This window comes from Bifidobacterium vespertilionis (assembly GCF_008698145.1).
Taxonomy (GTDB): Bacteria; Actinomycetota; Actinomycetes; order Actinomycetales; family Bifidobacteriaceae; genus Bifidobacterium; species Bifidobacterium vespertilionis.
Genome location: NZ_RZNZ01000021.1, coordinates 17,000 through 43,314, shown reverse-complemented (window position 1 = coordinate 43,314; position 26,315 = coordinate 17,000). Strand labels below are relative to the sequence as shown.

Below are 26,315 nucleotides of genomic sequence, written 5' to 3'. Positions count from 1 at the left end.
GTACGACAAGCCCAGTGAAAGGATCCTCGCGCTCATCAACGCCTCATGATATGATCGCGTCATCGCGAAGACCACCGTTCGAGGTGGCAAATCACTCAGGTGTTGCAACCACCACTAAAATCCGCCAAGCGCTTTTTGAAGCGCAGCCATCTGCTAACAGCCATCATCGGCCGCCTTCGATCCGCATAGGACCGGCTGTCTTCGCGCGTCTTTAATGCCCATGATACGTGAAGTCCGTGGGCAGAACGGGCAGTGGTTGGGTCTGCTTTCAGGTGCTCGAAATGGCTGATCGGTCATTCACGATGTCTTGTACGTTTGCCGGGGGCTCTTGGGTCTGTCGGGGATTCCGAGCGTCAGCCGGCCGCTGTCCACCAGCGGGTTGACGTAGGCGCGCATCGCATATGCGGAACTGTTCAGGTTCAGAAAGTCCACGATCTCGCGACGGGTGCGAGAGATGCGGCAGAAGTCCAGCAAAGCCGCGGTCTTTCCTTTGAGATCATTTTCGTTATTGTTATTGCGTGGTCGCGCTGGCTCGTTGGGGACAAGGGTGTAGTCAGGAGCCTTTAGTGTTGCGCGGAACTCGCCTCTGCCGTTTTCGAACTGCGGGGCCGGCAGACCGGCTTCGGCCATCAGCCGTCGCACCGTTGGGATGCCGGAGTATCGGTTTTCGACTAGGGCTAGAACCTCCATGGCGTTGGTGATGACCGGATTTCGCGTATCCGGCTGGACTTTCCCGAGCTGGTCGACCGTCAGCCGGCCATACAGACCACCGGGATTGGTGATCACCAATCGATCCTCGAACATCTGTAGCTGAATCGGCATTCCCTGTGTGTGAATGCTGTAATCCCGGTGGATGAGGGCGTTGAGCACCAATTCGCGAACTGCCTCGATCGGATACTCGGTTTTGTCCTTTCGTTCGCCAGTGGCGGGGGAGATCACGGTCTTGATTCTCATGTTCTTGCGCACAAAGGCGACGGCGCCCCGGAGCTGTTCTCCCAGATTGCCTTCGATTCGGGCGTTGTCGATGAATCGTTCGCCGTCTTCGCCGACGACGCCGACTTCTGTTCCCGGAATGTGGGTGGCGATAATGCCGTATTGAGGGAAGAAGGCCTGAGGGTAGGGGGCGAATAGCATTGTGCCGGCAAGCGTCGGATGTCCATTACGGATTATGCTCATCAGGTCAAGGATCTGGTCCTGCTCCATCTGTGCCAGATGCGGACGATCCTGTTTGAGCGCAAGTTCGTACTTCAGCAGATCGTCCCTGTTCAGATCGTCGGGGTCCGCGCGCTCCACCACGCGCAGTTCGTCCTCGTACTTTCGACGAAACGCCTCGTAGCTATAGATCTCATACTCGGTCATGGGCTCGTCCGCGTCCCCCACTCGCACATACGCTCCCCTATAACGTCCTTTCCCCTCGTAGAAACAGGGCCGGTCTGCGACGTCCTGTGCTGGGATCTCCGCGCTTACCACATGTTTTCCGTCAATTTCGCATGTTGTAAATACCGCGCGAACTTTGGGATGCATCTGATTGCATTGTTCCGTTACGTGCTTCATCAGATCCTGCACATCATATACGCCAACGACCGCGAAATCATCCTTTTCGCGCACGCCGAAGATGATGATGCCGCCGTCATCCTGGTTCGAGAAACTAGACAGTGTGTCGTAAAGTTTTGTCGGACATCCTTGGTTGGCGGCTTTGAGCTCCACCGTTTGCTCCTCTGCGTGGCGAGCCCTCACGGTGTCGATCAGTTTTCGAAGTTCGAGTTCAAGCATGTATGTTTGTCCCACTTGGTTAATCTCTTAGTACAATCTTATCCTCAGATTGTACTTTGTAGTATAAAGATTGGTTCATCTATGTATGCGGATTGTACTTTTATGCTTTGACTTCTTCCTCTTCTACCGTTCCTTGACGTTTATGCGTAAGCGCAGAACAGGCATTGAAGCAGTCGTCCGGGGGAAGGGGCTGGATCTATCTCTTCTCGTCCGGGCGCAGCGCGGCAGCATGCTCGGCGGGACCGCCATGTCCGCATTTCAACCGACAGCAACGTAGTGTCCTGCGCTTCGGGGGCTCCGACTACGTCCCGTGGTGCTCCGCGGTCCAAACTACATCGGGTAATTCCGATTTGTGCGGTCGTTTTTCCGGATTGCCCGGATAGCATCCGCGGAAAACCGGCGGAATGGCGGTGCTGCTATCCGCCCCACCTTGGGAAATCGACCGCACAAATCGGAATTACATGCCGGCCGACCGTCGTTTGGGCCGGTCGAAAGCCCGTGGGGCGCGTAGAACATGGGGAAACGACGTTGCTAGTCCGTTGTCTTGGCTGGTTCGAGCATTTCCGGCGCGTCGACAAAATGCAGGTCCGGTCCCTCGTGTTTTGCCCGGGTGATGTGCGAAGTTGGGTGCTTGGAGAACAGGTAATAGACGCGGTCGCCTTTCATGCTGATCAGCGGGGAACGGGCTTTCAGCTTGTCGATGGCATCGGTCTCGTTGAATCGTTCGCGCCATTTGCACTCGCCAAGCAGCACACGGTGGTTCGCGGTGTCGCCCATCACCACGTCGATGTCGGTCTGTTCGCGCGCGATGGGGTCGTTCCCCCACCATTTGCCGATCTGGGTGGGCAGAAAGTCGATCATCCCCGCGGCGCATTGACGCACAATCCACTGGGCGCACATATCCTCGAACTGCTGACCCACATACGTGTCGAAAACCGGTCCGGAGGTGCCTGAGGCGCTCGACATGGCGCCCAGTCCCATGTCGATCGACGACGTGACGGGGCCGACGAATCTGTACCAGTAGGCGAAGAACGGGTCCTTCAACTTCCATAGGCCCTTGCGCGAGTGCTTCGGATCCTCGCCGAACGGTACCAAACGCTCCACCAAGCCAAGGTGCTCCAACGTCTTCAGGTACGATCCGACGGAGTTCTGCTCCACGCCGGCGTACTCCCCGATCTCCTTCGGCCTGGTGCGTCCGGCTCCCAGGGCGTCGAGGATGGATCCGTACAATGCCGGTTCCCTGAGTTCCTGCCGCAGCAGCATCATCGGCTCCTCGTAGAGGATCCCCGACTGGCTGAAGCATCGGGTCTGGATGTTCTGCCGGAACGTCAGATTGGGATCGATCTGCTCCAAGTAATATGGAGTGCCACCAAGAACGGCGTAGTATTGCACCTTTTCCAGCCAGCCGGTCCGCGGCGGCAGCATCTTGCACGCGTCGATGACGTCGAACGGCATGAGGTGGATCTGCGCGTTGCGGCGTCCGTACAGAGGGCTTTTATAGCCAAGTACCTTGCCCTCCATGAACCCCTCGTTGCTGCCGCACAGGATCATCATCATGTTCGTGCTCCTGAAGCGATGATCGATCGCGATCTGCATGATGGATGGCAATCCAGGCTCCGCGGCCGCGGCGTAGGGGAATTCGTCGAATACGAACACGAACGGTTCGTCGGTCTCGGATTCGGCCTTCCCGGCGATGAATTCGAGCGCGGCATCCCAGCTGGCGAAGCCCCCGGCGAATGCGGTCTCTCCGAAGAACCGCAGGATCGTTCTGGAGAACTCGCGCAGATTCACCGCGGCGCTCTGCTCCTTGGCGGTGAACCACAGCACACGACGGTCCTCGCAGAACTTGGCGATGAGCGCGGTTTTGCCCACGCGCCTGCGCCCGTACACCACGACCATCTGGAACTTGCCCAGTGAGGCGTGGTATTCCAGCGTTTTCAGTTCGTGATCCCTGCCGACGAATCTGCCGTCGGATTGGGCGTTGAAAGCCATGGGCATCTTCTTCCTCGTGTCATGTGCGCTGGGCGGGTGGCGCTGTGCGCTTGGTGCTGAGCGGAATTAATGTGTTCGTGAGCAAGTTGGTTACGAATAAGTTGTTTACGAATACATTAGCACGGGGTAGATGCGAATGGATGGGCTGTTGGAAGCCGTGGCAGGCTATGGCAAGACGTTGTATGGCGAGCGGCTGAAGGATGCGGCTGGGGGGATGTCACTCTCGGTTCAAATCCGCAGCTGCGGATCGCTAACAGTGGTGCGGCGGGCATTTTGTGAGGGGAATGCCGTTGACTATTGCGGTGCATCAGTCCACGAGTTGCGGAAATATCCCGATAACGCGTTTCTCGGAGGCGACAACGTAGTATCCCGCGCTTCGTGGGAGTCAACTACGGCTCGCGACGCTTTGCCGCCGCTCTGCCGTCCAAACTACATCGGGTAATTCCGATTTGTGCATGCGTTTTTCCGGTTCCCCCGGATAGCATCCGGATGGCATCCGCGGAAAACCGGCGGAATGGCGGTGCTGTTATCCGCTGTTATCCGCCCTGCCCTGGGAAATCGACCGCACAAATCGGAATTACATGCCGGCCGACCGTCGTTCGGCCCTGTCGGATGCCCTTGAGGCGCGTAGAACATGGGAAAACAACGTTGCTAGTGCGTTGCCCCGGCTGTTTCGAGCATTTCCGCCGCGTGGACAAAATGCAGATCCGGTCCCTCGCGTGTTTTGCACGGGTGATGCGCGGTGCGGGGTGCTTGGAGAACAGCGTTTATAGTCTGTAATCATCAGTACCTGCGCAACCGCTCCATGCGATCGGGGATTTTTGGGCGGTTGATCCTCGTACTGGGCTCGAGCAATCCTCCGGCCTGCAGGGTTTCGTAGATGATGTCCGGGTATTCGCGCATCAGGGCGCGCAGTTGCTCGGCTCGGCATTGTTCGTGGTTGGTCGCGACCGCGTCGAACCAGCTACCGCGCGCGTCAATGCCGAGGTAGTTTCGCTGTAGTTGACAGGCACGGTAGAGGAGTGGCACGGGCGAAGACGGATAGTACTCGAAACTACCGCCTCCTAATCTGTGCGGCGTAATCGTCCAGAACGGCGAGAACGCCTTTGTGCGCCCAAACCATATTTCTTCGGCCGCCCCTGATCTCGCTCAGCACGCCTCGCTCCGTAAGGATTTCGATTGCGCGACGAGCTGTGGCGGGTGTGCAGTCAGTGTGGGAGACGAGGTATTGGGGCGTGATGATCGGCTGTTCAATCAGCAGGGGGAGCACGGTCCAAGCAGCGGCATCGCGTCGTACACCGTGGAGAGCCTGCCGGGCGATATCCAGTTGTTCGGTCAGCTGATCGATGAGGGTAATGCCGGTCTGAGCGGCATAGCGGCAGGCGTAGGCGAGGCAATCCACTATGGGGCGGGCGTCGCCTTGCCGGTATGTGGTCAGCGCGTCGAAATACTTGCGTGTGTCCGTCAGAAGTCCAGCCGATACCGGTGGCGTCACGTGACGGATCAACCCTTTGTTGCGCAAGATGGCGTGAATCAGGGCTCGGCCGACCCGTCCGTTGCCGTCGGCGAATGGGTGGATCGTCTCAAACTGAGCGTGCGCGATGGCGCATTGCAGAACGACGGGAAGGTCGTTCCGCGCGAGAAAATCCAGTGCATCCATGATGGCTGGGCGCACCAGTTCAGGCTGCGGGCCAACATGACTGGCATTTCGCGGGCCGGCCGAACTGCCTCCCACCCAGACGAGTTCGTTGCGGTATCGACCGGCATATGCATCCCAACCGGCTTGGGTCTCCAACAGAGCCCGATGCATGGCGAGTAGATTCTGCTCGTCGAGCGTCTGAGATAGGTCCAGCGCGGCCTCCATGGCATGGACGTTGCCTACCACAATCGCCGCGTTGCCTCCGGTACCTTCTCCGAGTTCCTGAAGGGCAAGATTCTTGGCTCCTACTGTGAGGTTTTCGATCTGCGAGGAGGATGTGGACTCCGTGCGAAGCAGAATGGCGGACATCGGGCCAAGCACACGGTTCTGGCTGCCAAGTTTGGCGGCGGCGTAGGTGTCTAATCGTCCAAGGTCCTGAGCTGTCTCTTCAAGATCCGCACTGACATCCGAAGGGATGACGAACTGGCAGTCGCGGATGGGGTGTGGCACTGCCGAAAAGTATGGGCCGGTTTTGCGGGCGCGTGCGCTTCTCGAGAGATATGCGTCATCGGCGGGGTGCCATAGGTGTTGCTCCTGACCGATCGGAGCGATTGGGATGGGCTGTAGAGCGCTATCTGTCATCAGCAGGCCTCCTTTATGACAGATAATAAGTGTTCTAGTTCATATATACCACATACAACACAATTTCATTTATTATCATCCCCGCTAAGCAGGGAACGTATCTAACTGATACATCACAACGGATCATCCCCGCGTATGCGGAGCTACTACTAAACCGCCACTTATGATAGCGGTGATTGCGGTCGTCAGGCAAGGCAAAGAAGTTAACGCCCGAACTTTCGGAACCGCGAGGCCTTGCTCCAGCCAGTCTTTCGCGGGGTTTTGCGCTCGCCGTTCGTCTGCTGCTTTCGGGTGGTGTTTGGCCGCATGATCAGCTCCAGCCCGTCGTAGTCGACCGGCTGCCATTCATGGCCCCTGGTGCGGAACTCCAAGCCCTGCTCGTTGTTCGCGGGATACACCATGACGGCTTTGCCGTTGGCGCCGCAGTTTTCCTGGATTTGCTCCCACAGCAGGTCGCGGACACGGGCAGAGACCTTGCCCACGTAGACGCCGGGGGAGATTTCGAAAAGCCAGCGGGTGAGATGGCCTCGCAGCTTCGGCGGCACGACCGACAGCACCACGACGATCATTCGAACTCCTCACGCAATCGCTCGCCGAGTTCCGCTTCCTCGGTGATCTCGGTGGCATCCAGAGTTGGGGCGTCTTCCGCGACGTCAGGCTCGAACGGAACGAATTCGGTGTCGTATTGATCCGGATCCGGATCCGAAACCGGATCATGCTTCGGCGAGTAGTTCGTGCCGCTCGGCTTATATCCGGAAGCTCCGGCCCACAGCTGTGTGGTGATGTCCTGCACCTCCAGCGGATCGGTCTCCATTTCCTCCCGCGGTAGCAACAGCGAACGGATGTCGCGGACGCATCGCTGCATGAACTTGCCATCCTTCATACGGTCGCGGATGCCCCGTCGTGCGGCGACGGACACATCCGCCACCTGATCGGCGACAAGATCGAAGGCCAGCGGCACGGTGATGTCCACCTTGTACAGGTCGGCGATGTCGTATACGAAGCTCCGCTCGTTGCGCGCGTGGACGAATCCCAAGCCGGGTGAGCATCCCAGAGCGACGATGATCGCATGAACCACGCCGTACAGGGCCGTGTTCGCGGCGGACAGCGCGCGGTTGACATCATCCGCGTCATCAAAGTCCGTGGTCTTATATGATCTGCCCGACCATGGCACGCCGGTGCGCGCGGACTCGCGTTCATAAGCCCGGCGCACGCGGGTGCCCTCCTTGCCCAGCAGCTGTTGCATGGTCAGGCCATCCGTGGGTTCATTCGGGAATCTCATGGCGTACATGCGACGGGCCACCTTCACCCGGGAACGCTCGGAGGACACGAGCTTGGCCTGCGCTTCCAGCAGATGCGTCGATTGGGCGAGCGAAGCGCCGTGGCAGTAGTAGCGCACGCCGCGCTCGCCGACCCAGACGCAGGTGGAACGGGATTCGGCCAGCAGACAGATGGCGGCATAGGTGATGTTGCTGCCCGGCCCGAGCATGAGTACGCTCAACGCAGCCGCGGGCACGTGAACGGTGCCGCGCGAGTCGGTGATCGTTACGGCGTTGTCCGCGCGATTGACCACGCAATGCTCGGCGTAGAGGAACGTGAGACGATCCTGCACCCTGACCAGCGAGTTCAGCGGCGGCGGTTTGACACCCGGCACGGAGGTTTTGGACATAATTGATCAGCCCGCTTTCAGCGTTGACCCAGAGATCGGGTTGTGGAAGCCAAGGGAACCAGTGTCAGCAGGCCGAAACCATAGCCCTTGGCCCGTCCGATGCCATTGACCAGTGCCTTGCGGAGCAGATCGGGGTCATCGACCGCCAGAATGCCGTCATACGTCACGGAGGTGAAGGTGACCGTGGCACCCTGACGCTCGAAGTCGATCGTCCGCGAGTCTCGTATCCGCATCTCCGGCATCTCCAGACGGTTGATGGGCATGTGGAATCCGCACTCGCGGGCCTTGCGCATCAGCCATTCCTGTTGGTCGTCCAATCTCACCAGACCGTGTCTGGAACCACGCTTTCCCGGTTCTCCCGACGGCGTCGACTTGGTGGGGTTGGCCTTGAGGCGGAACGCCCATTCCTGGCCGATCGCAAGCTGGTTCAGGAATGGTCCGTATTCCGTTGTCGACACGCCCCGCGGTCCGGCGCCGAATTCACCGGCAAGCACCTGAAGATCCGGGATGCGCTCGGACACAACGTACAGGCGGTGCGGCGAGCCGTTGCGGCCCTCGTCCAGTCGCCACAGCGAACGGGTATTGGCCGATCGCGGCCAATCGGGATTGGTCGAGCGGGCGACGATGGCATGCAGACGTTCCAGGGAGAGCATCGCCCATTGCGCATGGCGATATTGGGGGTCGATCATCACTCGGGTGAACTGTGTCATGATTCCTCTCCCTGCGGTCCGTTGACATGTGGCTCGTCGGTGTTGTCCGCGGCTGAAGCGACGGCGGAAAAAATCGCATCGCCGTCGAAGGCAGGCGGGTTCGGGGCGTTCTTCACCGTGGGCGTTGGGGCGATGCCGCCCGGCAGGCGTACGAATCGCCGGTTTTCCCACTGCCGATGCCTTGGATCGAAGCTCAAAGGGCCATCGGCAAGCGTGTCCACAAAAGCGGAGTCCTGCCGTACGTCCGGCTTGGGCTCGACCACGATCTGGGCGAAGCACTGTTCCGGAAAGACATCGGCGTCGCGCAAGGCCTTGCGCTGATACCACTCCGCCGCCCGCCACGGGGCATGGCTCAGGGCATTCTCCAAGGGCTCGTCCGACATCCACGTCTGCAGCGGGCCGTCCGGCGGACATGACCGGCGGCCGAGGAACAGCGGATAGTAGGGCGATTGCAGGGCTTCCCGATATGATTCAAGATTCCGCCCATTGGCGCTTTCCAGACCCGCGAGGAACACGGCGTCCTGCAGATAGTACCGCCGCGACACGGTCATTTTGAGTTGCTTATCCACGACCGTGGGATTTTCGACGGTGTGGTAATCGGCCAGCAGCGTGCCTGGCTGATCGACGCGCACGCCGAACCTCAAATCGCGGAACCGTTCCAGTGACGCATCCCGGGGCATGCCCAAAGCGGCGGCGATCATGCCGATCACGCCGCTTTTCGTGGGCATGGACTCGGTTGTCCGTCGGGTGAATCGACTTTCCGAGCCCCAGGACTGCATCGGGGCGGCGAGCCGGATCAACAGTACGGGCATAGCTCACTCCTGTCCGGAAACGCTTGCGACCGGGGATCCAAGGCGCTCGCCGATCAGGTTGGCTACGTCCTCGATCATGTCCCGCATCGAAGTGGGCTTGGCCAGATCATCCGCGGCGGCGGTGTCATCACCGATGCGAACGACCCAGGTGCGTACGGGCTGGACGCCATACGCGTTTTCGAAGTCCTGCTCGCGGCGGACCAGCGCCTCGGTTGCATGCTGCACGTAATCGGGCTCGACGGGACGTTCGAACGCGCCCACAAGGTTCACGGCTTGGGTGTCGCGAACGTTGACCACTACCAGATCGGGGAGCGTGCCCTGCGCGAAGGTGTGGACCTTGCCCTGCGGCATGCTCGTCAGGAACGCTTGGATGAATGCGGCCACCGCCTTGCCCGTGGCGTCGGGATCGCCCAGAATGTCGTTGAGACGGTCGGCGTCCACGTTGGCGTAACGGTAGTACGTTGCCGCATTGAACTCGATCTGTCCCACCATGGCCGCGCCGGAGTCGCCCTCCTCCTCGCTGTCCTGCTTGACATCGTCGACGGCGGTGAAGAAGTCCGATTCGGAGTCGACCGCATGCACGCTGATGGCATGGGCCACCTGAGCGGTGGCGTCCACGTTGAGATCCGTGTCGTCGGCGACCATACGGCCGAACAGTGCCACATCGATGGACCTGTCGTCCGCCACGATCTGCTTGATGCTCTTTTTGACATCCTTATCTTTGATCCGCTTGACCGGATCGTCCTGACCAAGCGCCTCCACGGCGATGTCGGCGAGCCGATCGTACTGGCGGTTGCCCATGAACAGCAGGTACTTGGACTGCTGCAGGGCGTCTTCGCCATCATCGCCCTTTTGGGCGCGAGGCTTGTCCAGCTTGATGCCGGCACCGTCGCGCAGCACGCTTTCCGCAACCTTGGCCGCGGTGTCCGGATCGGTATCCGGCACTCGCTCCAGGATGCGGTCGCGCAGCACCTCCACCACGCGCTTAGTGCGCACGCCCAGATCCTTGGGGTCAAGCAGCTGGCTGAACAGCTTGCGGGTGGGGCGTTTCCATGCCTGGCTGGAGACGCGGGCACGCGTGACGCCGCCATATTCAACGGTCTTGGGGCTGCCGGTGTCATCGCGGTTCAGATTGCTCGCTGACGTGGTCTCCAGGGCGTGGATTTCGATGATGGTGCGGTTGGGTTGCTTGTCGAACATGATGATTCCTTTGCTATGGGTGTTATGCGGGATGAATGGGTGGGAATTACGATTGCTGCGGCTGCCGGTCTTCGGTTTGCCTGCGGCGATACGCGCTTTGGAAGTCGCGTCCCCATCGCAGGCGCACGCCGTTCGCCAGTTCACGGTTCGCCCGCAGGTACATCAGATGCTGCGCCAGCAGGCCGTAGTTCAGTGGAATGCGCTCACGTCGAAGCAGACTCACCAATGTGCGGGCGTGGCGGGCGGTTTCCTTCCAGCTATTCGCCGTCTGGAGCCGATCGAACGCATGGCGTATGCCTGACTCGTTGAAATTGCCGTATGCCATGAGCCCCACCGCATAGCCCAGAGACACGTTCTCGTCCGTGTGCATGGACATGTCGCGAATCGACTGCTGATGCAGCGCGAACAGCGTGATGGCCGTGTGGGCGGCAAGCTCCTGGGGCGTGGGGGAGTAGGGGTGCAGATCCACGCGACCCGTCACGTTCGTGTCGTCCGTGTCCGGCATCGTCCACTCGAAGACGTCCGGATCGGCGCCGGCCTCATGCCCTGCGGCATGCCTGAGTTTGGCCATGGCGGCCGTTGCATAGGAGTCGTTCTGCAGATAGCCCTTGTGGCGGATGCCGGATTGCGCGCGTCCACCCGTCACCAGTTGGTGCACCCGAGCGCTGACCCATGCACCGAATGGCGTGAGTTTGATGTACTCGGCCATAGTTCACTCCCCTTCCTGAAGCGGGAACAATTGATTGATCTTGCTGCGGTACCAAATCTCCGCGAGAGGGGCGGAGTAGTATTTTCCGGCCTGATCGCCGATCGTGATCTCGCGTCCCACAAGCGCACGCGGCGAAGCCTGCTCGGTGAGCTGGGATCCCAATCGGATGAACAGACGACGGGCGATGGTGAACCAATCCCGTCGCAGGGCGGGCAGATCGTCGTCGCTTTCGATGGTCTTGATCCAGCGGCGGAAGGCGCCATTGAAGGTCGCATATCCCAATTCGCCGGCGCGCCGCCGGGGCGGGTCGGTCGGCATGCCGCCGGCCAACGCGATGTTCGACGCCAGATTACGCAGCGCCAACACGCCCTGATCGGTGAGATTGACCGCTTCCTGAAGCAATTGCGCCATCTGGAAATTATTGGATGTAAGCGTGACGAGGTTCAGGTCGAGTACATCGTTGACGCTGGTGTCGATGACGGCGTCATTGTTGCCGTACTCGACACCGAACGCGTGCAGCCGGATCGGTCGCCTTGCGTCGTCTCCCTGAGCTTGGGTCAGCCATTTCAAAGTCTGCGGGCGAATGGAGGCCGGTTCCTCCGAGGTTTCCGGCTGCTGGTTGTTGGTGAGCAGCGGCAGTCCGCGCCAGAGCGCACGTGACGGATCATGCTTGCGGGGCATGTACACCAGCGGCAGTTTGAGCGCCTTTTCCTGGGCCGGACTGCGTCGCCATCCGGTCATCGGCTCGTAGCATCGTCCGTTTTGCGGTTTCAATCGGTCCCCATTGCATACCACCGCGCCGGTCACCGTCTCGCCGTCGTGAGCCAACAGCACTCGACGCGACTGCCATGTCATCAGCGTGGCCGGGCCATGGAAGAACGTCGTGTCGGCGACGCGCTCCGCGGACTGGTCATAGCCCTCCGATGCCTGCTCGGTCAGTGGATCTCGTTCCCAAATCGGCATGTCATCGTCCCAGTCGACGTTCGCATCGGACAATTCCAGCACCTGATCGCTGACGAAATTCAGCATGAGCGTCTCCCACAGGTTTTCGCCCTCAATCAGGATCCCACCAAGATGGCCGGACCATGCCACGCCGATGGGGTAGCCCTTGCCGCCCTTGACGCGTGGATCGCCCACGGCACCCGATTTGATGCCGGATGCGTCATAGGCCTGAAGGGTGACCAGCCATCGTGCCGCCTGCGCGGCATCCATGGCATCAAGTCCGATGCCCTGCTTGGTGGTGAACACGCGCTTTTCCCTGCGGTTGGGCACATCCAGCAGCAGACATTCCAGTCCCGACACCTCGTTCTTGGCCGTGTGCAGGCCGGCGACCTGATAGAACGGCGCGATGTCATCGAACAAGTCGAACCGATCGTGGTATGCCGAGCAGTACTCGTGGATCGCCTGCGCGATGTCCGGATGATCCGGTCCCTCTCGCATCAGCATCTGCCATTGGTCTGCGCTGAACGTGTGGCCGAATGCGCCATATAGGATGGCGATGAGCAATCGGCTGATCGTGAATTGCTGTAGCGGCATGTCGCCGTCGATGCCGCGGATCTCCCGGGCATGGTCGAGGACTTCGGTGATGGACAGCTCACGGCGGGAACCATCCGCGAGCATGTTGCTTGGTATCCATTCCCGGTCCATCAAATTGAATGAAGTGCCGTCACTTGACATCCGTTACCCAACCTTTCTCCTTCGAATACCGGAACCACGCCGTTTTCGTAGTGGTTTCGTGATTCCTGCCTGTTGTTCGTATGCTGTATTGCGCGCATCCACGTTCGTCCAAAACGACCAGCAGCTGCCCGCTGAGATCGCGGCTTTGCCCCATGTATGTGATCCACTGGTCGGGAACCGCGGCTTCCAAGGTGTCGATGACGGCGTCGATGTTCAAGTCGTGCAGCACCGATTGACCGAGGGAAATGGTGCAGGAAAGGATGTCCCGCACCTGCCGTCTGCTCGGCGGTTCGGCCATGCCCTGCGGCAGCGGCGATGAATCGCCGAAATCGCCCCACGACGGCAGTCGCAGGTTGCCATCGCGATCCTGCTGGAGCACAATCACCTCGAAAGAATCATCGGACTCGCGCACGCCGGCGGAGACCAGACGCTGCTGGGATATGCCCGGGGTGTCCGGATCCGGCAGATCGAAATCCAGCCAGCCGTCAAGCGCGAATGGATGCTGCTTCGTTTGCGGGGCCATGATCCGCAACTGCCCGGCTGCGTTTTCGCTGTTGGCAAGCTGGTCGAGCAGTTTAGCCTTTGCGGCGTTTTCGCCCTTCTCGCCCTCCAGCCATGCGGACGGGCAGATGCGGTCCTCGCCATACACGGTCTGCACCATGCGGGGAATGCTGTCCGGAATGGAGAAGTGGGTGGTTGTTGGTGCGGTGTCTCCGGGCACAATGCCCAGTACGGACAGGGATCGCATGAGCAGATAGCGCGGGTACACGCTCTCCACACCCTTGGCGAACATAGGCGGCTGATCGCGGTTGCAATCGGTCACACCGGTGATGAAGAGCTGGGATGCACGCAGCGGCTTGGGGCGATCGCTCTCGCCTTCGCCGCGATGATGACGGTGGAGACGACCCGCTCGTTGCAGGATCAGATCGATCGGCGCGATATCCGTGACCATCAGATCGAAATCGACGTCCAGGGACTGCTCCACCACCTGGGTGGCGACCACCACGCCCTTGCGTTGACCGGGAGTGCTGCGCTTGCCGAATCGGCGGATGAGATCGCGGTCGATGCGGGCGCGGTCGAAGGCAAGAAAGCGGGAATGGTCCAGAATGACGTCGGTATCCAAGGCCTGCGAAAGCAGGTCGTAGGTGCGCTGGGCCCGGGAAACCGTGTCACGGATGACCACGGCACAGCCGCCTTCCTGCAATTGGCCGCGCAACAGCTGGATCAGCGATTCGTCATCATCATCGATCAGCGCAACCTGGATGTTGGTTGATCGGCCCGACGCCGCGGGAGCGGAGTCTCGGATGCCGTCCGCCGTGGCTTGGGAAATCAGCGGGTATCGGAGATCCGGAGAGGGGGTCGGATTGTCCGGTGCTGCGGATGTTGCGGGGCGGAAGGATGATCGATCGGTCTGAAGCGCGGGCTGGTTTTGGGCGCGTCTGGCCCGAAGGGCCCTGCCCAGAGGTAGCGTCGGTGCGGATGGCGCTGGCGCCTCGCTCTGTGCCATGGACTGAGGCAGGGACTCGGCGGTTTTGACCGCGTTGGCCCCGCGCTGGTATGCCTCGAGGAATGCGCGTCTCCGCGCCTGCGGCAGCGTGGCGCTGAGCATGATCACCGGCGTGCCATATGCGCCGAGCCAGGACAGCACGGTTTCCATATAGACGTTCATGTAGGCGGTGTTCGAGTGGATCTCATCCAGAATCACCACTTTGCCGGCGAGCGCCAGGTGACGCAGCACCACATGCTTGCATCTCAGGCCGGCCATGAGCACCTGATCGATCGTGCCTACCACGAAGTCGGACAGGTTGCCGCGTTTGCGGCCGGTCAGCCATGAATTGACCACCGCCTGAAGCGCAGCGGAATTATGCTCGTCGAAGACCGTGCCGTTGGAGGATCCGTTATGGAATTCGGAGTCCCGGTTCGTGCCGTCATCGAACCATTGTTCGCGCAGTGTCTCGTATTCATCGTTGAGCTCGCGCTTGCCGTGTGCCAGAAACAGTGAGGCCATCGTCATCCGGTCTTCCGTGGGTAGATGGCCGATCCAATCGAGCACACGCGTGAACATGGCATTGACCGTGGCTTGCGTGGGCAGGGCATAATACACGCCGCCGCAGTGGAATCGAGCCGCCAAAACCTCCGCGGACAGCAGAGCTGCTTCGGTTTTGCCCTCGCCCATATTGGCCTCGATGATCATCAGGCCAGGTTCCGGCATGGTCCGGGCCATACAGATCGCCTCGCGTTGCACGGGACGCAATTTGGCGTTGGGGATATTGAACTGCCGTGCGAACGTTTGGTCAGGGTTGTCCAACCGGTTGGTGGTGGTCCAAGGTTTGGGCAGTCGCAGTATGCGCCAGGCGCGTCGCGCGCGTCGTTCCGGGCTGAAGGTCTCCTCATCCGTGGCGCTCGCATTGAGCGGACAGAGACGCGTGTCGCTGGCGATCCAATCGGCGATGATGACCAGACCTGTCAGCAGAATCTGGGTCCTTCGGCGCAGGGGACGATTGTTCAGTGCGTGAAGTGTAGCGTCAAAGCCAGTTGCGTTCGATGCCCATTCCAATAGCTCGAATCGTGTATTTCGCCATGCGGTGTCACCGGTGAATTCCTCGACGCGATGGAGAGTGAGCAGCTCCTCTTTTCCGCTTGTCAATGACGTGCCGTGGTGTCCGGCCACGATGCTGGCAATGCCGTGGGCCAAGCCATTTTGGATGTTTCGGCCGGTTGGAGCAACCTGCTGGGACTGGGCGGCCTGTTGGTTTCGGGTGGCCAGCCAGTCCTGAATGGCTGCGTAGCCGACGAGTTCGTGACGATACTTCGATCGCAGTTGATCCTTGGCGATGGCGGGATTGATGGCCAAACCGCCCTCTTGCCGTATCCGGTCGGCGAATTCGGGGGTTTGGACGGCGAATGCCGGTGATGCCTTTCCAACGTCGTGGATGGTGGCGATGAAACGGTACAAGTTGCGGGCGACGGCTTGGTCTGTGCTCCGATCATCTAGATCGGCGGCGATCAGCTGCTTAACGTCCTTAGGAAGGAACTCGTCCCAGACGTATGCGGCGATCGATCCGGTGTCCTCCATGTGCTGCCAGAGTTGCAGATAGCTGTGATCCCGCGGATCCTGATAGATGCTTTTGGCCCAGATGGATAGGGCGCTGGGGGAGAGATGGGGCTTGCCGGAAGGGAATGGGGTGATGTGTGTCACGCTGTTTTCCTTTCCCTCTGGGTTCCTTGGCTGTGAGCTTATTATTACACTCTTCATTTAAGAAAGTCAAGTTATGCAATTTCCAATGCCAGCCCCGCAACTGCGAGGACAACCTGCGTCCGAATTATCACTCTCGGTTCAAATCCGCAACTGCGGATCGCTAACAGTCTAACAGCGGTCTAACAGCGGTGCGGGGCTGGTCTATTGTGAGAGGCATGCCGCCAGTTATTGCGGGGCATCAGTTTTCAGGTTGTGGCAACATCCCGATAACGCGTTTTGGGCGGTGGCAACGTAGTAGTTGGTGCCGTATGGATGCCAACTACGTCTCACAATGCGCTGCGGCCAAAACTACATCGGATAATTCCGATTTGTGCATGCGTTTTTCCGGATTGCTCGGATAACATCCGCGGAAAACCGGCGGAACGACGGCGTTGTTATCCAGCCCACCCGGAGAAATCACCCGCACAAATCGGAATTACATGCCGGCCAAACCCTTTCAAACCCATCCGAACGCCTTGCGAGCGCGTAGAACGCAGGTAAGCAACGTAGCAAGCAGTAGATGCTTGGCATCGAGCATTCGCAAGAGCCTGAGATCGATGAGTTCACTACCGGTTCGGGATGAGCACGAGCTTGCCCTCGGCCACGTCACGCAGATGCTTGCCGTACGGGGACTTGCCGTAGCGGTCGGCCGACTCCAGCAGCTCGTCCTTGGAGATCCACCCGTTCTCGTACGCGATCTCCTCGATCACCGCAATGGGCAGACCCTGCGCCCGCTGAACCGTGCGCACGAACTCGCCCGCCTCATACAGGGAGTCCATGGTGCCCGTGTCCAGCCACGCGTAGCCACGGCCCAGCGTGCGCACATTGAGCGACCCATCCTCCAGATACATGCTGTTCAGGTCCGTGATCTCCAACTCACCGCGAGCGGAAGGCTTCACCCGCTTGGCGAACTCCGTGACGCGCTCGTCGTAGAAATACAGGCCCGTCACCGCGTAATTCGACTTGGGGACCTTCGGCTTCTCCTCGATGGAGACCGCCCGTTTGTCCGCGTCGAACTCGACCACGCCGTAGCGCTCGGGATCGTCGACCCAATAGCCGAACACGGTCGCGCCCTCGCCGCTTTCCGCCTTCGTGACCGCCTTGTGCAGCGTGGCTCCGAGGCCGTTGCCGTAGAAGATGTTGTCGCCCAGCACCATCGCGCACGGTTCGCCGCCGATGAACTCCTCGCCAAGGATGAACGCCTGCGCGAGGCCATCCGGGCTTGGCTGGACCTTGTAACTGAAGTTCACGCCATACCGCTCGCCATTGCCCAAAAGGCGCTCGAAATTGGGCAGGTCCTTGGGGGTGCTGATGATCAGGATGTCGCGGATGCCCGCAAGCATGAGCACCGAAAGCGGGTAGTAGATCATCGGCTTGTCGTACACCGGCAGCAGCTGCTTGGAGGTGACCGTGGTCAGCGGGTAGAGTCGGGTGCCGGAGCCGCCGGCCAGAATGATGCCTTTCATGGGTTTTCCTTTCTGAGGATATGGTGACGGGAAGCCGGGACGATGGGACGGGATCATCTCCACCGTTGGCGGCTAGGCATCATCTGAGCGAATACGGACGAATTCACAATGGATCTCGTGGCTGCCTGATCGTCTGTGTATGATTGCGGCCTACTCCTGCATGGGCTCGGCCGATTCGAGGAATTGCTTGTTTACCAGCAGACGGCATTCCTTGTTGGTGAACGGGCGGGCGGATCCCGTGCGCACGTCCACCCAGTAGGCTTCCGGCAGTCCGACGATGTCGCCCTCGTGTATGCCGGGCGGCAGTGCGTAGAACACCATCTTCCCGTCCACTACGCCGAGCGGATCGATGATGCGGTCACCGTGGCGCGCGGCCTCGGCCTGCGCGGCGCTCTTCAATTCCCTGAACGTTTTCACTGGTCTGTCCCCTCCGTAAGTCCGGGTGCGATATCCCGGTTGATGTCCAGATTATCAATCATCCCTGCATGGGCGGGTACTCATCCCGTGGTTTGCCGTAGTACAGGATTCGAACCTGCATGGATTGCACGGCCGCTTTACAGGCGGCTCCACTCGGCCTCTCTGTATGATTGGGACGTAAGCGCCCCCGCTACCGCCATTTGGGTAGTAGCCGAGGCGCTTACTTGGATCATTCCCACGTATGCGGGGCCAACGGCAGCTGGAGGTTGCATCGTTTCGCGTCCCCCGGATCATCCCCGCGTATGCGGGGCCAACGCCGCGATGTCCGTCAGGACCGTGACCGTCGCCGGATCATCCCCGCGTATGCGGGGCCAACGCGTTGCCGTCCTTCATGCGGAAGATCCAGCTCGGATCATCCCCGCGTATGCGGGGCCAACCTCCACAGTCCTGCCCGAGCCCTACGCCGTGCCCGGATCATCCCCGCGTATGCGGGGCCAACCAGGTCCGGATGGTGCCAGATCATGCGTTGGCCGGATCATCCCCGCGTATGCGGGGCCAACCGTGACGCTCTGGCGGCGCTATGCGTCGGAGGAGGATCATCCCCGCGTATGCGGGGCCAACCTGGAGCCCGGACAAGATCAGACGCGCCAAGGCGGATCATCCCCGCGTATGCGGGGCCAACGCGTGCATCGCCGCCGGCTTGGACCCGCTGACCGGATCATCCCCGCGTATGCGGGGCCAACCGCCTCGGTGCGGTAGGCGATCTGGTTGTGGGCCGGATCATCCCCGCGTATGCGGGGCCAACTGGCATTGCCGGTCTCCCTTCGCTCACTTGGTCGGATCATCCCCGCGTATGCGGGGCCAACGAGGTCGCGCTCCAATCCAAAGGCTGCCCCGCCGGATCATCCCCGCGTATGCGGGGCCAACCCCTCTACGAGGCATGCGAATGGCTCGAACAACGGATCATCCCCGCGTATGCGGGGCCAACGCCGCGGAACTCCTCACCCAGGGCACCGACGGCGGATCATCCCCGCGTATGCGGGGCCAACCGCATCAGCCGCACCCTGATGAACCTCACCGACGGATCATCCCCGCGTATGCGGGGCCAACTGGTCCTGAAGCGCGGTCTTGGCGTCGGAGACCGGATCATCCCCGCGTATGCGGGGCCAACACGACTTGGATGGCGTCGCCGATGCCGATGCCCGGATCATCCCCGCGTATGCGGGGCCAACAGTCATACTTTATGCGGGAAATTGGTCGTGGCGCAAGTGAGAATATTCGATTCGTGCACCGTGCCATAGCGCAATCCGCATGATCTGCATCGCATCTATCAATTGAGTTCTCGCTCTATGTATTCCTTGAGGCTTTCCTCCCAGTCGGCGGGCGTGTACCCGGCGGCCTCGATCTTGCTCAGGTCCAGCGCGGAATGCGTCGGGCGGGGCGCGACCGGGTTCTTCGCATTGGCGAAGTACTCGGCCGTCGAGATCGGCTGGACCCTGTCGCCGTTGCCGTTCGTCTGCTCGAATACGGCCGCGGCGATCTCGGCCCAGTTCCTCACCGCGCCGCTCCCGGTCAGGTTGTACGTGCCATAGGGCGCGTGCGAATCCAACAGGTGGAAGACCGCCCCGGCCATGTCCTTCGTGAACGTGAGCCGCCCGTACTGGTCGTCCACCACGGTCACATGGTCCAAGGAATCCTCCGGGTCGGCCACGCGGTCGCTCAGGCTCATCATGGTCCTGACGAAGTTGCGCCCCTCGCCGATCACCCAGCTCGAGCGCAGGATGTAATGCTCCGGCGCGTTCATGACCGCGATGTCGCCCGCGGCCTTCGACTGCCCATACACGCCCAAAGGCGCGAACGCCTCGGTCTCCGTATGCTCCTCGGTGGTCCCGTCGAACACGTAGTCCGAGCTGATGTGCACCAGCGTGATGCGATGCTCCGCGGCCACGCGCGCCAGCAGGGCGGGGCCGGCCGCGTTCGCCTTCCATGCGACCGGACGGCCCTCCGCGGTCTCGGCCCTGTCGACGGCGGTGTACGCGCCCGCGTTGATGATCGTGCCGTACAGGCTCCAGTCGAACCGGTCGTACGCCGTCGGGTCGGAGAGGTCGAACGTGTCGATGTCCGTGTACTCGAAGCCCTCCAGGTGGTGGGCTTCGGCGTAGGCGCGGATCGCGCGGCCCAATTGCCCGTTGCACCCGGTCACCAGGGTGCGCTTGGGCGCCATGGGCTTGGCGTCCTTGAGCATGGGGTGGTGCAGGTCGGCCTCGCTGCGCTCGGACTGCTCGAGCGGGATCGGCCACTTGATGTTGAGCGTCGGGTCGGCGAGGTTGACGAACGTGTACGTCCTCTTCTGCTCCGGGCTCCAGTGGGCGTTGACCAGATAGGTGTACACGGTGCCGTTCTCGAGGGCCTGGAAGCTGTTGCCCACGCCGCGCGGCACGTAGATCGCCCGGCTCGGGTCCAGGCGGGTGGTGTACACCCGGCCGAAACTCTCGCCGGGCCTGAGGTCGACCCACGCGCCGAAGATCTCGCCGGACGCGATCGAGATGTACTTGTCCCAGGGTTCGGCGTGGATGCCGCGGGTGACGCCCCTGGCGGCGTTATACGAGATGTTGTTCTGGACGGGTCCGAAGTCGGGCAGGCCCAGGGCGGTCATCTTGGCGCGCTGCCAGTTCTCCTTGAACCAGCCGCGGTTGTCGCCGTGCACGGGCAGGTCGAACACCAACAGGCCCGGGATGTCCGTGGTCGTGACCCGAAGTTCCTTCTCAAACTCAAACGACATGACTCATAATTCCTTTCCTGATCGAACCCCTTCGAACGGCGTCCGCTCCCATAGCCCTGCGGGGGAGCGGACGCCCCCACTGCCGTCCTGCCGGCGTCTCACTGTCCTTGCTGCTTGTATTTGGCTTCGGTGGCGGCTTTGGCGGGCTCCCACCAGTCGCGGTTGTCGGTGTACCAGGCGATGGTTTGCTCGAGGCCCTTCTGGAAGTCGGTGTGCTTCGGCCGCCAGCCCAGCTCGGTCCTGAGTTTGGTCGCGTCGATCGCGTAGCGGCGGTCGTGGCCGGGACGGTCCCGGACCCAGTCGAAGTCGTCGGGCGACTTGCCCATCACGGTGAGGATGTCCCTGAGGACGGCGAGGTTGTTGCGCTCACCGTCCGCGCCGATCAGGTAGGTCTCGCCGATCCGCCCGCGGGTGAGGATGTCCCACACGGCGCTGGAGTGGTCGTCGGTGTGGATCCAGTCGCGCACGTTGAGCCCGTTGCCGTACAGTTTCGGCCGCAGGCCGTCGAGGATGTTGGTGATCTGGCGGGGGATGAACTTCTCCACGTGCTGGTAGGGCCCGTAGTTGTTCGAGCAGTTGGAGATCGTGGCTTTGACGCCGAACGTGCGGTGCCAGGCGCGCACGAGCAGGTCGGAGCTGGCCTTCGTGCTCGAGTACGGGCTCGACGGGTGGTAGGGGGTGTCCTCGGTGAACCTGCGCGGGTCGTCGAGGGCGAGGTCGCCGTAGACCTCGTCGGTGCTGATGTGGTGGTAGCGCACGTCGTATTTGCGGGCGGCCTCGAGGAGCCGGTAGGTGCCCTCGACGTTGGTTTTGAGGAACGGTTCGGGGTTGGCGATCGAGTTGTCGTTGTGGGATTCGGCGGCGTAGTGGACGATCGCGTCGTGGCCGGGCACGAGCCGGTCGAGGAGTTCGGCGTCGCGGATGTTGCCGTGGACGAATTCGACGCGGTCGCCCAGGAGGGGGCGGATGTTGTCCAGGTTGCCGGCGTAGGTGAGCGCGTCGAGGACCGTGATGTGCACGTCGGGGTGGTGGTCGTGGACGTGGTGCACGAAGTTGGAGCCGATGAACCCGCAGCCGCCGGTCACGATGATGTTATGGGGAATGAACACTTCTTCAGCCATGGAACCCATCCTACAAGTTGGGGGCCATCGGGCGGGCGGGAAGTGATGGTGGCCGGGCGAGGACGACGGCCGGCGGAGGGCGGCGGAGGCTGGCGGAGCGGCGGGGAGGGACAGAGGAGGGCGGCGAAGTGAGGACGACGGCGGGGTGAGGTCGGCGGAACGGGCGAGGGCGACGGAGGGGCGAGGACGGCGGAATGCAGGCTGATCGTGGCGCGACTCGGGTGCGGCTTCACGGCGTTGTTTCACGGCGCTGCATGATCTGCCAGAAAGTCGGGGTGGTTGCAGGATTGCTGGCAGAATGTGCGTCGTGGCGGGATCGCGGGGCCGCTCAGATGCATGATTTGCCAGCAGGACGGCAAGCGGGACGACTTGCTGGCGGAATTGGGATCGCGAAGCCGGGGGATGATCGTTGCCGGATGATCGGTTGGGCGCGCAGCCGCCGGACGTCCGAATGGCAGGGCGAATGCGTGGGAAGGGCGGACGCGTCAAGAGTTCTGATCTGCCCAGTTTCGGATTCGCCCGGCTTCGATCTGTCCCGATCTGCCCAGTTTGCCCAGTTTCGGGTCCGTCCGGTCCCGTCCCGCCTCGATTTGCCAGCCTCGATCTGCCCAGTCTGTGCCGCAAACTGGCCGCAAACTGGGCAAATCCGGCCGCGGATTTTCCAAACTGGGCGGATCGTGCCATCTGGAGCCCCAAAATCGTCCGCAGATGTACCGGCCTGCCCAGTTTGCGAATTTTGGAGCCCGATCTGCCCAGTTTGCCCAGTTTGCGGAGCTCGCAGTCCGTCTATCGTCCGTCAATCGTCCGTCAATCGTCCACGGAACTCGATTTTTCCCGCTGGATTGTTGGAATGCCGCCAAGCCATTTCGGAAATTCGAGTTCCGTGGACAGTCATCGACAGCCATCGACAGCCAAGCCATCGATCCTTTAATCTTTCCCTGTCCTATCTGCCCAGTTTGCGGCAATCGTAAACCCGGCAATCGAAACCCGGCAATCAAAGCCCGGCGGGCCATCAGCCCCTCCGCGGCCCGGCTACAGGCACGCGACGTTGCTGTCGGTGCGCGATTCGGTGCCTCCGACCAGCATACCGTTGTCCAGCCGCATGATCATCTGGCCGCGACCGAAATCGGCCGGCTCCAGGCTCATGGTCATGCTGTGGCCGCGTCGGGCCAGCTCGCGGGCGATCTGCGCATCGAACTTCATCTCCACGCGCACGTCGTTGCCCCTGTCCCACTTCCAGCGCGGGGCGTCGAGCGCCTGCTGCGGATCCAGATGGAAGTCGATCGCGTTCATCGTCACCTGCACGTGGCCCTGTGGCTGCATGTAACCGCCCATCACGCCGAACGGGCCAACCGGCTGTCCGTCCTTCATGAGGAAGCCGGGGATGATCGTATGATACGTGCGCTTGCCGGGTTTGAGCGCGTTCGCGCGGTTGGGGTCGAGCGAGAAATCGGCGCCGCGGTTCTGTAGGGCGATGCCGGTGCCGGGCACCACGATGCCGGAACCGAAGCCCATGTAGTTCGACTGGATGTAGGAGACCATGTTGCCCTCCCCATCCGCGCAGCACAGGTACACCGTGCCGGAATCGGAGGGCGTGTGGGTGGTCCGCACCTCTGCGCGCTCGCCGATCAGCCGCGCCTTCTCCTCGCCGTAGGAGGGGTCGAGATACTTTGTGTAGTCGAAATCGGTGTCATCCGGGTCGGTGACGGTGGCGAAGGCGTCGGCGAACGCGATCTTGGTCGCCTCGATCTGGCGATGGTATGTCTCCGCGCTGTCCTTTGCCGGGAAATCGAAGTTGTTGAGGATGTTCAGCGCCATGAGGGCGACGATCCCCTGGCCGTTCGGTGGGATCTCGCACACCTCGAAGCCTCGGTAGTTCACACGCATCGGATCGACCCAGCGCGGCTTGAATGCGGCCAGATCCTCGTAGCGCAGGTAACCGCCGGCATCGCGGCTGGCCTTGTCGATCGCGCGGGCCAGATCGCCCTCATAGAACGCCCGGGCGTTGGTCTCGCCGATCGCCTCCAGGGTGTCCGCATGATCGGGCAGCGTGATGACGTCGCCGTAATCGGGCGTCCTGCCGTCCTTGGTGAACGTGCGGAACCATTCGTCGAAGCGACCGTCCGAGTTCTCGCGAGCGTAGCGGGCCGCCGCGCGCTTCCAGAAGTAGGCGAGGTTCGGATTGCACGGGTACCCGCTGCGTGCGTAATCGACGGCGGGCGCCAGATCCTCGGACAGGCTCAGCCGGCCGTAGCGTTCGTTGATGGCCGCCCACGCGCCCGGTGCGCCCGAAACGGTGACCGGGGTCCAGCCGAGAACGGGCATACGGCCATTCTCCGCCCTGCCGTCCGCGAGCACCCTGTCGATCGAGATCGCCTGCGGGGCCGGGCCGCTGGAGTTGAGCCCCACCAGTTTGCCGTCGCGCGCGCTCCACGCGATCATGAACGCGTCCGCGCCGATGCCATTCGCCGTCGGCTCCACCACGGTGAGCGCCGCCGCGGCCGCCACCGCCGCGTCGAACGCGTTGCCGCCCTTGAGGATCGCTTGCAGGCCGGCCGCCGACGCCTGCGGCATCGAGCAGTTCACCATAGCCTTGCCGGCATACAGCGGAAAGCGCTGCGACGGGTAGCGCTGGGCCAGCGGATCGAAATTCGGCTTCATTGTGATGTGTCCTTTTGTTGTGGGTGGTCGCGGGTTGACGGTCAGGGACCGTCGGCTGTGGAGCGCCGTTGGGCTGTTGTCCGATTCCCATTGTCCTCGTCTGGGCCAACTGGGCCAACTGAACTGTCTGAGCCATCTGAGGCGTCCAGCTGTGCGTCCTGCCGTGTGTCCAGCCATCTGTGCCCAGCCATCCACGGAACGCGAATTTTCCAAATCGGACGGCGGAATTGCAAGGGATCCGCGGGGAAATTCGCATTCCGTGGACGGCGGCGGTGGACGGCGGCGGCGCTCGCCGATCGATCATCGACCGCTTGCCGGCCGCTTGCCGGCCGATCGCCGGCATCCGATCGCCGGTGGCAGGCGGCAAAGAGGGCGTAAAATCGGGAATGGGCATGGCGTAAAATCGGGAATGGGTATGGCGTAAAATCGGGAACGCGCTGTTGGAAACTTGGATTGGGCGGGTGATGGACATGAATGCTACCAATGCATCCGATGCGGGACTGGCACCTGTTGGGTATCGTCCGCGTGTGGTTGATGGCAGACTTGATAAGTTGTTGCATGCATTCGGAGCGGTCGAAATCGTTGGACCGAAATGGTGCGGTAAAACATGGACGGCGCTTTGTCAGGCGAAAAGTGCGGATCGCTTGGATGATGCGGCCACTTTTGCGGCTGCGCGGACCGATCCGGCATTGGTATTGATGGGGAACGAACCACATTTGATCGACGAATGGCAAGATGTGCCGGAGATCTGGGATGCGGCGCGTCGGCATGTAGACGACAATGCAAACCGCAAGGGGCAGCTGATTCTCACAGGATCGTCCATGCCGAAGGATCAAGAGAAGATCCACCACAGCGGCACTGGCCGCATGGCTCGGATGCGCATGTGGCCCATGAGTTTGTCCGAATCTGGTGAATCAACGGGTGCGGTCAGCCTGAAAGCATTGTTTGATGGTGTTTTCAAACCTGCCGTCAGACAAACCAGCGTACAGGATGTGGCACGGTGGTGTTGCCGAGGTGGATGGCCGGCCAATCTTGGATTGGACGATGAATTTGCCTTGGAGATCCCAGACGAGTACATCGGCAGCGTGCTGGATGTAAGTATTCCCAAACTGGGCAAGAATTCCGAAATCGCACTATCTCTCCTAAAAGCGTTGGGAACGAACATTTCTCAGGCACCTACGTATTCCACGCTTGCCGATGACATGTCATATGGCGATGACGATCGGCGGCCTGATGCGAAAACGGTGAAAAGCTACATTGAGATGCTGCAGGATCTTTACTTGCTGTTTGATTTGGACGGATGGGAACCGCCCCTTCGATCCAAGCGACGTGTGCGTACCAAGCCAAAGCGCTATTTTGTGGATCCGTCATTGCCGGCGGCGGTGTTGGGAGCTTCCCCACACATGTTGCTGCGTGACACCCAGACGCTCGGTGGCCTGTTTGAGGTGCTTTGCCTTCGGGATCTCAACGTATACCTGTCCGCATTGCCTGGCGCAGGTAATCGGCTGTCATACTATCGTGATGAAAAGGGGCTGGAGGTGGATGTGATCATTGAGATGTCCGATGGACGTTGGGGTGCCATTGAGATTAAGCTGAGCGATCTGAAGGCAAATGACGATAATGCGGCCAAACTGTTGGCGTTCCGTGACAAGATTTGCGGTAATCCGTGTGCACAGGTGCGTGAACCGGAATTCATGATGTTTCTTGTGGGACGGGGCAGTCATGCCTATCGGCGCGATGATGGCATACTGGTGGTGCCCATTGCCACTTTGGGCGCGTAACAGAGCTGCGTAACAGAGCTTTTGGC

The 26,315-nt window shown here is 61.2% G+C and carries 18 protein-coding genes and 1 CRISPR repeat array; of the genes, 1 reads left to right on the top strand and 17 read right to left on the bottom strand.

The genetic code is table 11. The features are described from left to right. Positions 1–297 precede the first annotated feature (297 nt). The 17 genes from EMO90_RS11425 to EMO90_RS11345 all read right to left on the bottom strand — a co-directional run bounded on the left by EMO90_RS11425 (position 298) and on the right by EMO90_RS11345 (position 24,508). Positions 298–1,773, bottom strand: coding sequence for an ATP-binding protein (locus tag EMO90_RS11425; RefSeq protein ID WP_150354829.1), 1,476 nt, complete (start codon positions 1,771–1,773; stop codon positions 298–300). 531 nt (positions 1,774–2,304) lie between these two features. Then, positions 2,305–3,765, bottom strand: coding sequence for an ATP-binding protein (locus EMO90_RS11420; RefSeq protein WP_150354830.1), 1,461 nt, complete (start codon positions 3,763–3,765; stop codon positions 2,305–2,307). Positions 3,766–4,548: 783 nt separating this feature from the next. Continuing rightward, complete coding sequence (locus EMO90_RS11415) at positions 4,549–4,794, bottom strand: hypothetical protein (RefSeq protein WP_150354831.1); 246 nt, start codon at positions 4,792–4,794, stop codon at positions 4,549–4,551. Between the two features lie 25 nt (positions 4,795–4,819). Beyond that, complete coding sequence (locus tag EMO90_RS11410) at positions 4,820–6,046, bottom strand: Fic family protein (RefSeq protein ID WP_150354832.1); 1,227 nt, start codon at positions 6,044–6,046, stop codon at positions 4,820–4,822. A gap of 203 nt (positions 6,047–6,249) precedes the next feature. Further along, positions 6,250–6,615 carry a type I-E CRISPR-associated endoribonuclease Cas2e gene (cas2e, locus tag EMO90_RS11405; protein WP_150354833.1) on the bottom strand — a complete coding sequence of 122 codons (366 nt, stop codon included), beginning with the start codon at positions 6,613–6,615 and terminating at the stop codon, positions 6,250–6,252. Continuing rightward, positions 6,612–7,715 (bottom strand): type I-E CRISPR-associated endonuclease Cas1e, encoded by a 1,104-nt coding sequence (gene cas1e / locus EMO90_RS11400; protein ID WP_150354834.1) that lies wholly within the window; start codon positions 7,713–7,715, stop codon positions 6,612–6,614. Before cas1e ends, cas2e begins: the two co-directional genes overlap by 4 nt. A 17-nt stretch (positions 7,716–7,732) precedes the next feature. Next, entirely contained in the window at positions 7,733–8,404 is a 672-nt protein-coding gene (gene cas6e / locus EMO90_RS11395) for a type I-E CRISPR-associated protein Cas6/Cse3/CasE (RefSeq protein ID WP_263390675.1), read from the bottom strand. A 17-nt stretch (positions 8,405–8,421) separates the two neighbouring features. Continuing rightward, positions 8,422–9,237, bottom strand: coding sequence for a type I-E CRISPR-associated protein Cas5/CasD (gene cas5e, locus EMO90_RS11390; protein ID WP_150354836.1), 816 nt, complete (start codon positions 9,235–9,237; stop codon positions 8,422–8,424). Between the two features lie 3 nt (positions 9,238–9,240). After that, positions 9,241–10,437: a type I-E CRISPR-associated protein Cas7/Cse4/CasC gene (gene cas7e / locus EMO90_RS11385; protein WP_150354837.1), complete on the bottom strand. Its 1,197-nt coding sequence runs from the start codon at positions 10,435–10,437 to the stop codon at positions 9,241–9,243. Positions 10,438–10,483: 46 nt separating this feature from the next. Continuing rightward, complete coding sequence (gene casB / locus EMO90_RS11380) at positions 10,484–11,146, bottom strand: type I-E CRISPR-associated protein Cse2/CasB (RefSeq protein ID WP_150354838.1); 663 nt, start codon at positions 11,144–11,146, stop codon at positions 10,484–10,486. Positions 11,147–11,149: 3 nt separating this feature from the next. Beyond that, positions 11,150–12,793 carry a type I-E CRISPR-associated protein Cse1/CasA gene (gene casA / locus EMO90_RS11375; protein ID WP_223851264.1) on the bottom strand — a complete coding sequence of 548 codons (1,644 nt, stop codon included), beginning with the start codon at positions 12,791–12,793 and terminating at the stop codon, positions 11,150–11,152. Positions 12,794–12,812: 19 nt separating this feature from the next. Next, complete coding sequence (gene cas3 / locus EMO90_RS11370) at positions 12,813–16,079, bottom strand: CRISPR-associated helicase Cas3' (protein ID WP_150354840.1); 3,267 nt, start codon at positions 16,077–16,079, stop codon at positions 12,813–12,815. Between the two features lie 548 nt (positions 16,080–16,627). Continuing rightward, complete coding sequence (rfbA, locus tag EMO90_RS11365) at positions 16,628–17,527, bottom strand: glucose-1-phosphate thymidylyltransferase RfbA (RefSeq protein WP_150354841.1); 900 nt, start codon at positions 17,525–17,527, stop codon at positions 16,628–16,630. A 150-nt stretch (positions 17,528–17,677) separates the two neighbouring features. Next, positions 17,678–17,944 (bottom strand): hypothetical protein, encoded by a 267-nt coding sequence (locus EMO90_RS11360; RefSeq protein WP_150354842.1) that lies wholly within the window; start codon positions 17,942–17,944, stop codon positions 17,678–17,680. Positions 17,945–18,169: 225 nt separating this feature from the next. Further along, positions 18,170–19,176: a CRISPR direct-repeat array (repeat unit 29 nt; unit sequence CGGATCATCCCCGCGTATGCGGGGCCAAC). A gap of 98 nt (positions 19,177–19,274) precedes the next feature. Beyond that, the gene (locus tag EMO90_RS11355; protein WP_150354843.1) at positions 19,275–20,726 is read right to left on the bottom strand and encodes a sugar nucleotide-binding protein; all 1,452 of its coding nucleotides are present in this window, start codon (positions 20,724–20,726) and stop codon (positions 19,275–19,277) included. A gap of 98 nt (positions 20,727–20,824) precedes the next feature. Beyond that, positions 20,825–21,847 carry a dTDP-glucose 4,6-dehydratase gene (gene rfbB / locus EMO90_RS11350; RefSeq protein ID WP_150354844.1) on the bottom strand — a complete coding sequence of 341 codons (1,023 nt, stop codon included), beginning with the start codon at positions 21,845–21,847 and terminating at the stop codon, positions 20,825–20,827. A gap of 1,032 nt (positions 21,848–22,879) precedes the next feature. Beyond that, positions 22,880–24,508, bottom strand: coding sequence for a gamma-glutamyltransferase family protein (locus tag EMO90_RS11345; RefSeq protein WP_150354845.1), 1,629 nt, complete (start codon positions 24,506–24,508; stop codon positions 22,880–22,882). Between the two features lie 470 nt (positions 24,509–24,978). Here EMO90_RS11345 and EMO90_RS11340 point away from each other — a divergent pair, with 470 nt between their 5' ends. After that, complete coding sequence (locus EMO90_RS11340; protein WP_150354846.1) at positions 24,979–26,289, top strand: ATP-binding protein; 1,311 nt, start codon at positions 24,979–24,981, stop codon at positions 26,287–26,289. Positions 26,290–26,315: the final 26 nt, after the last annotated feature.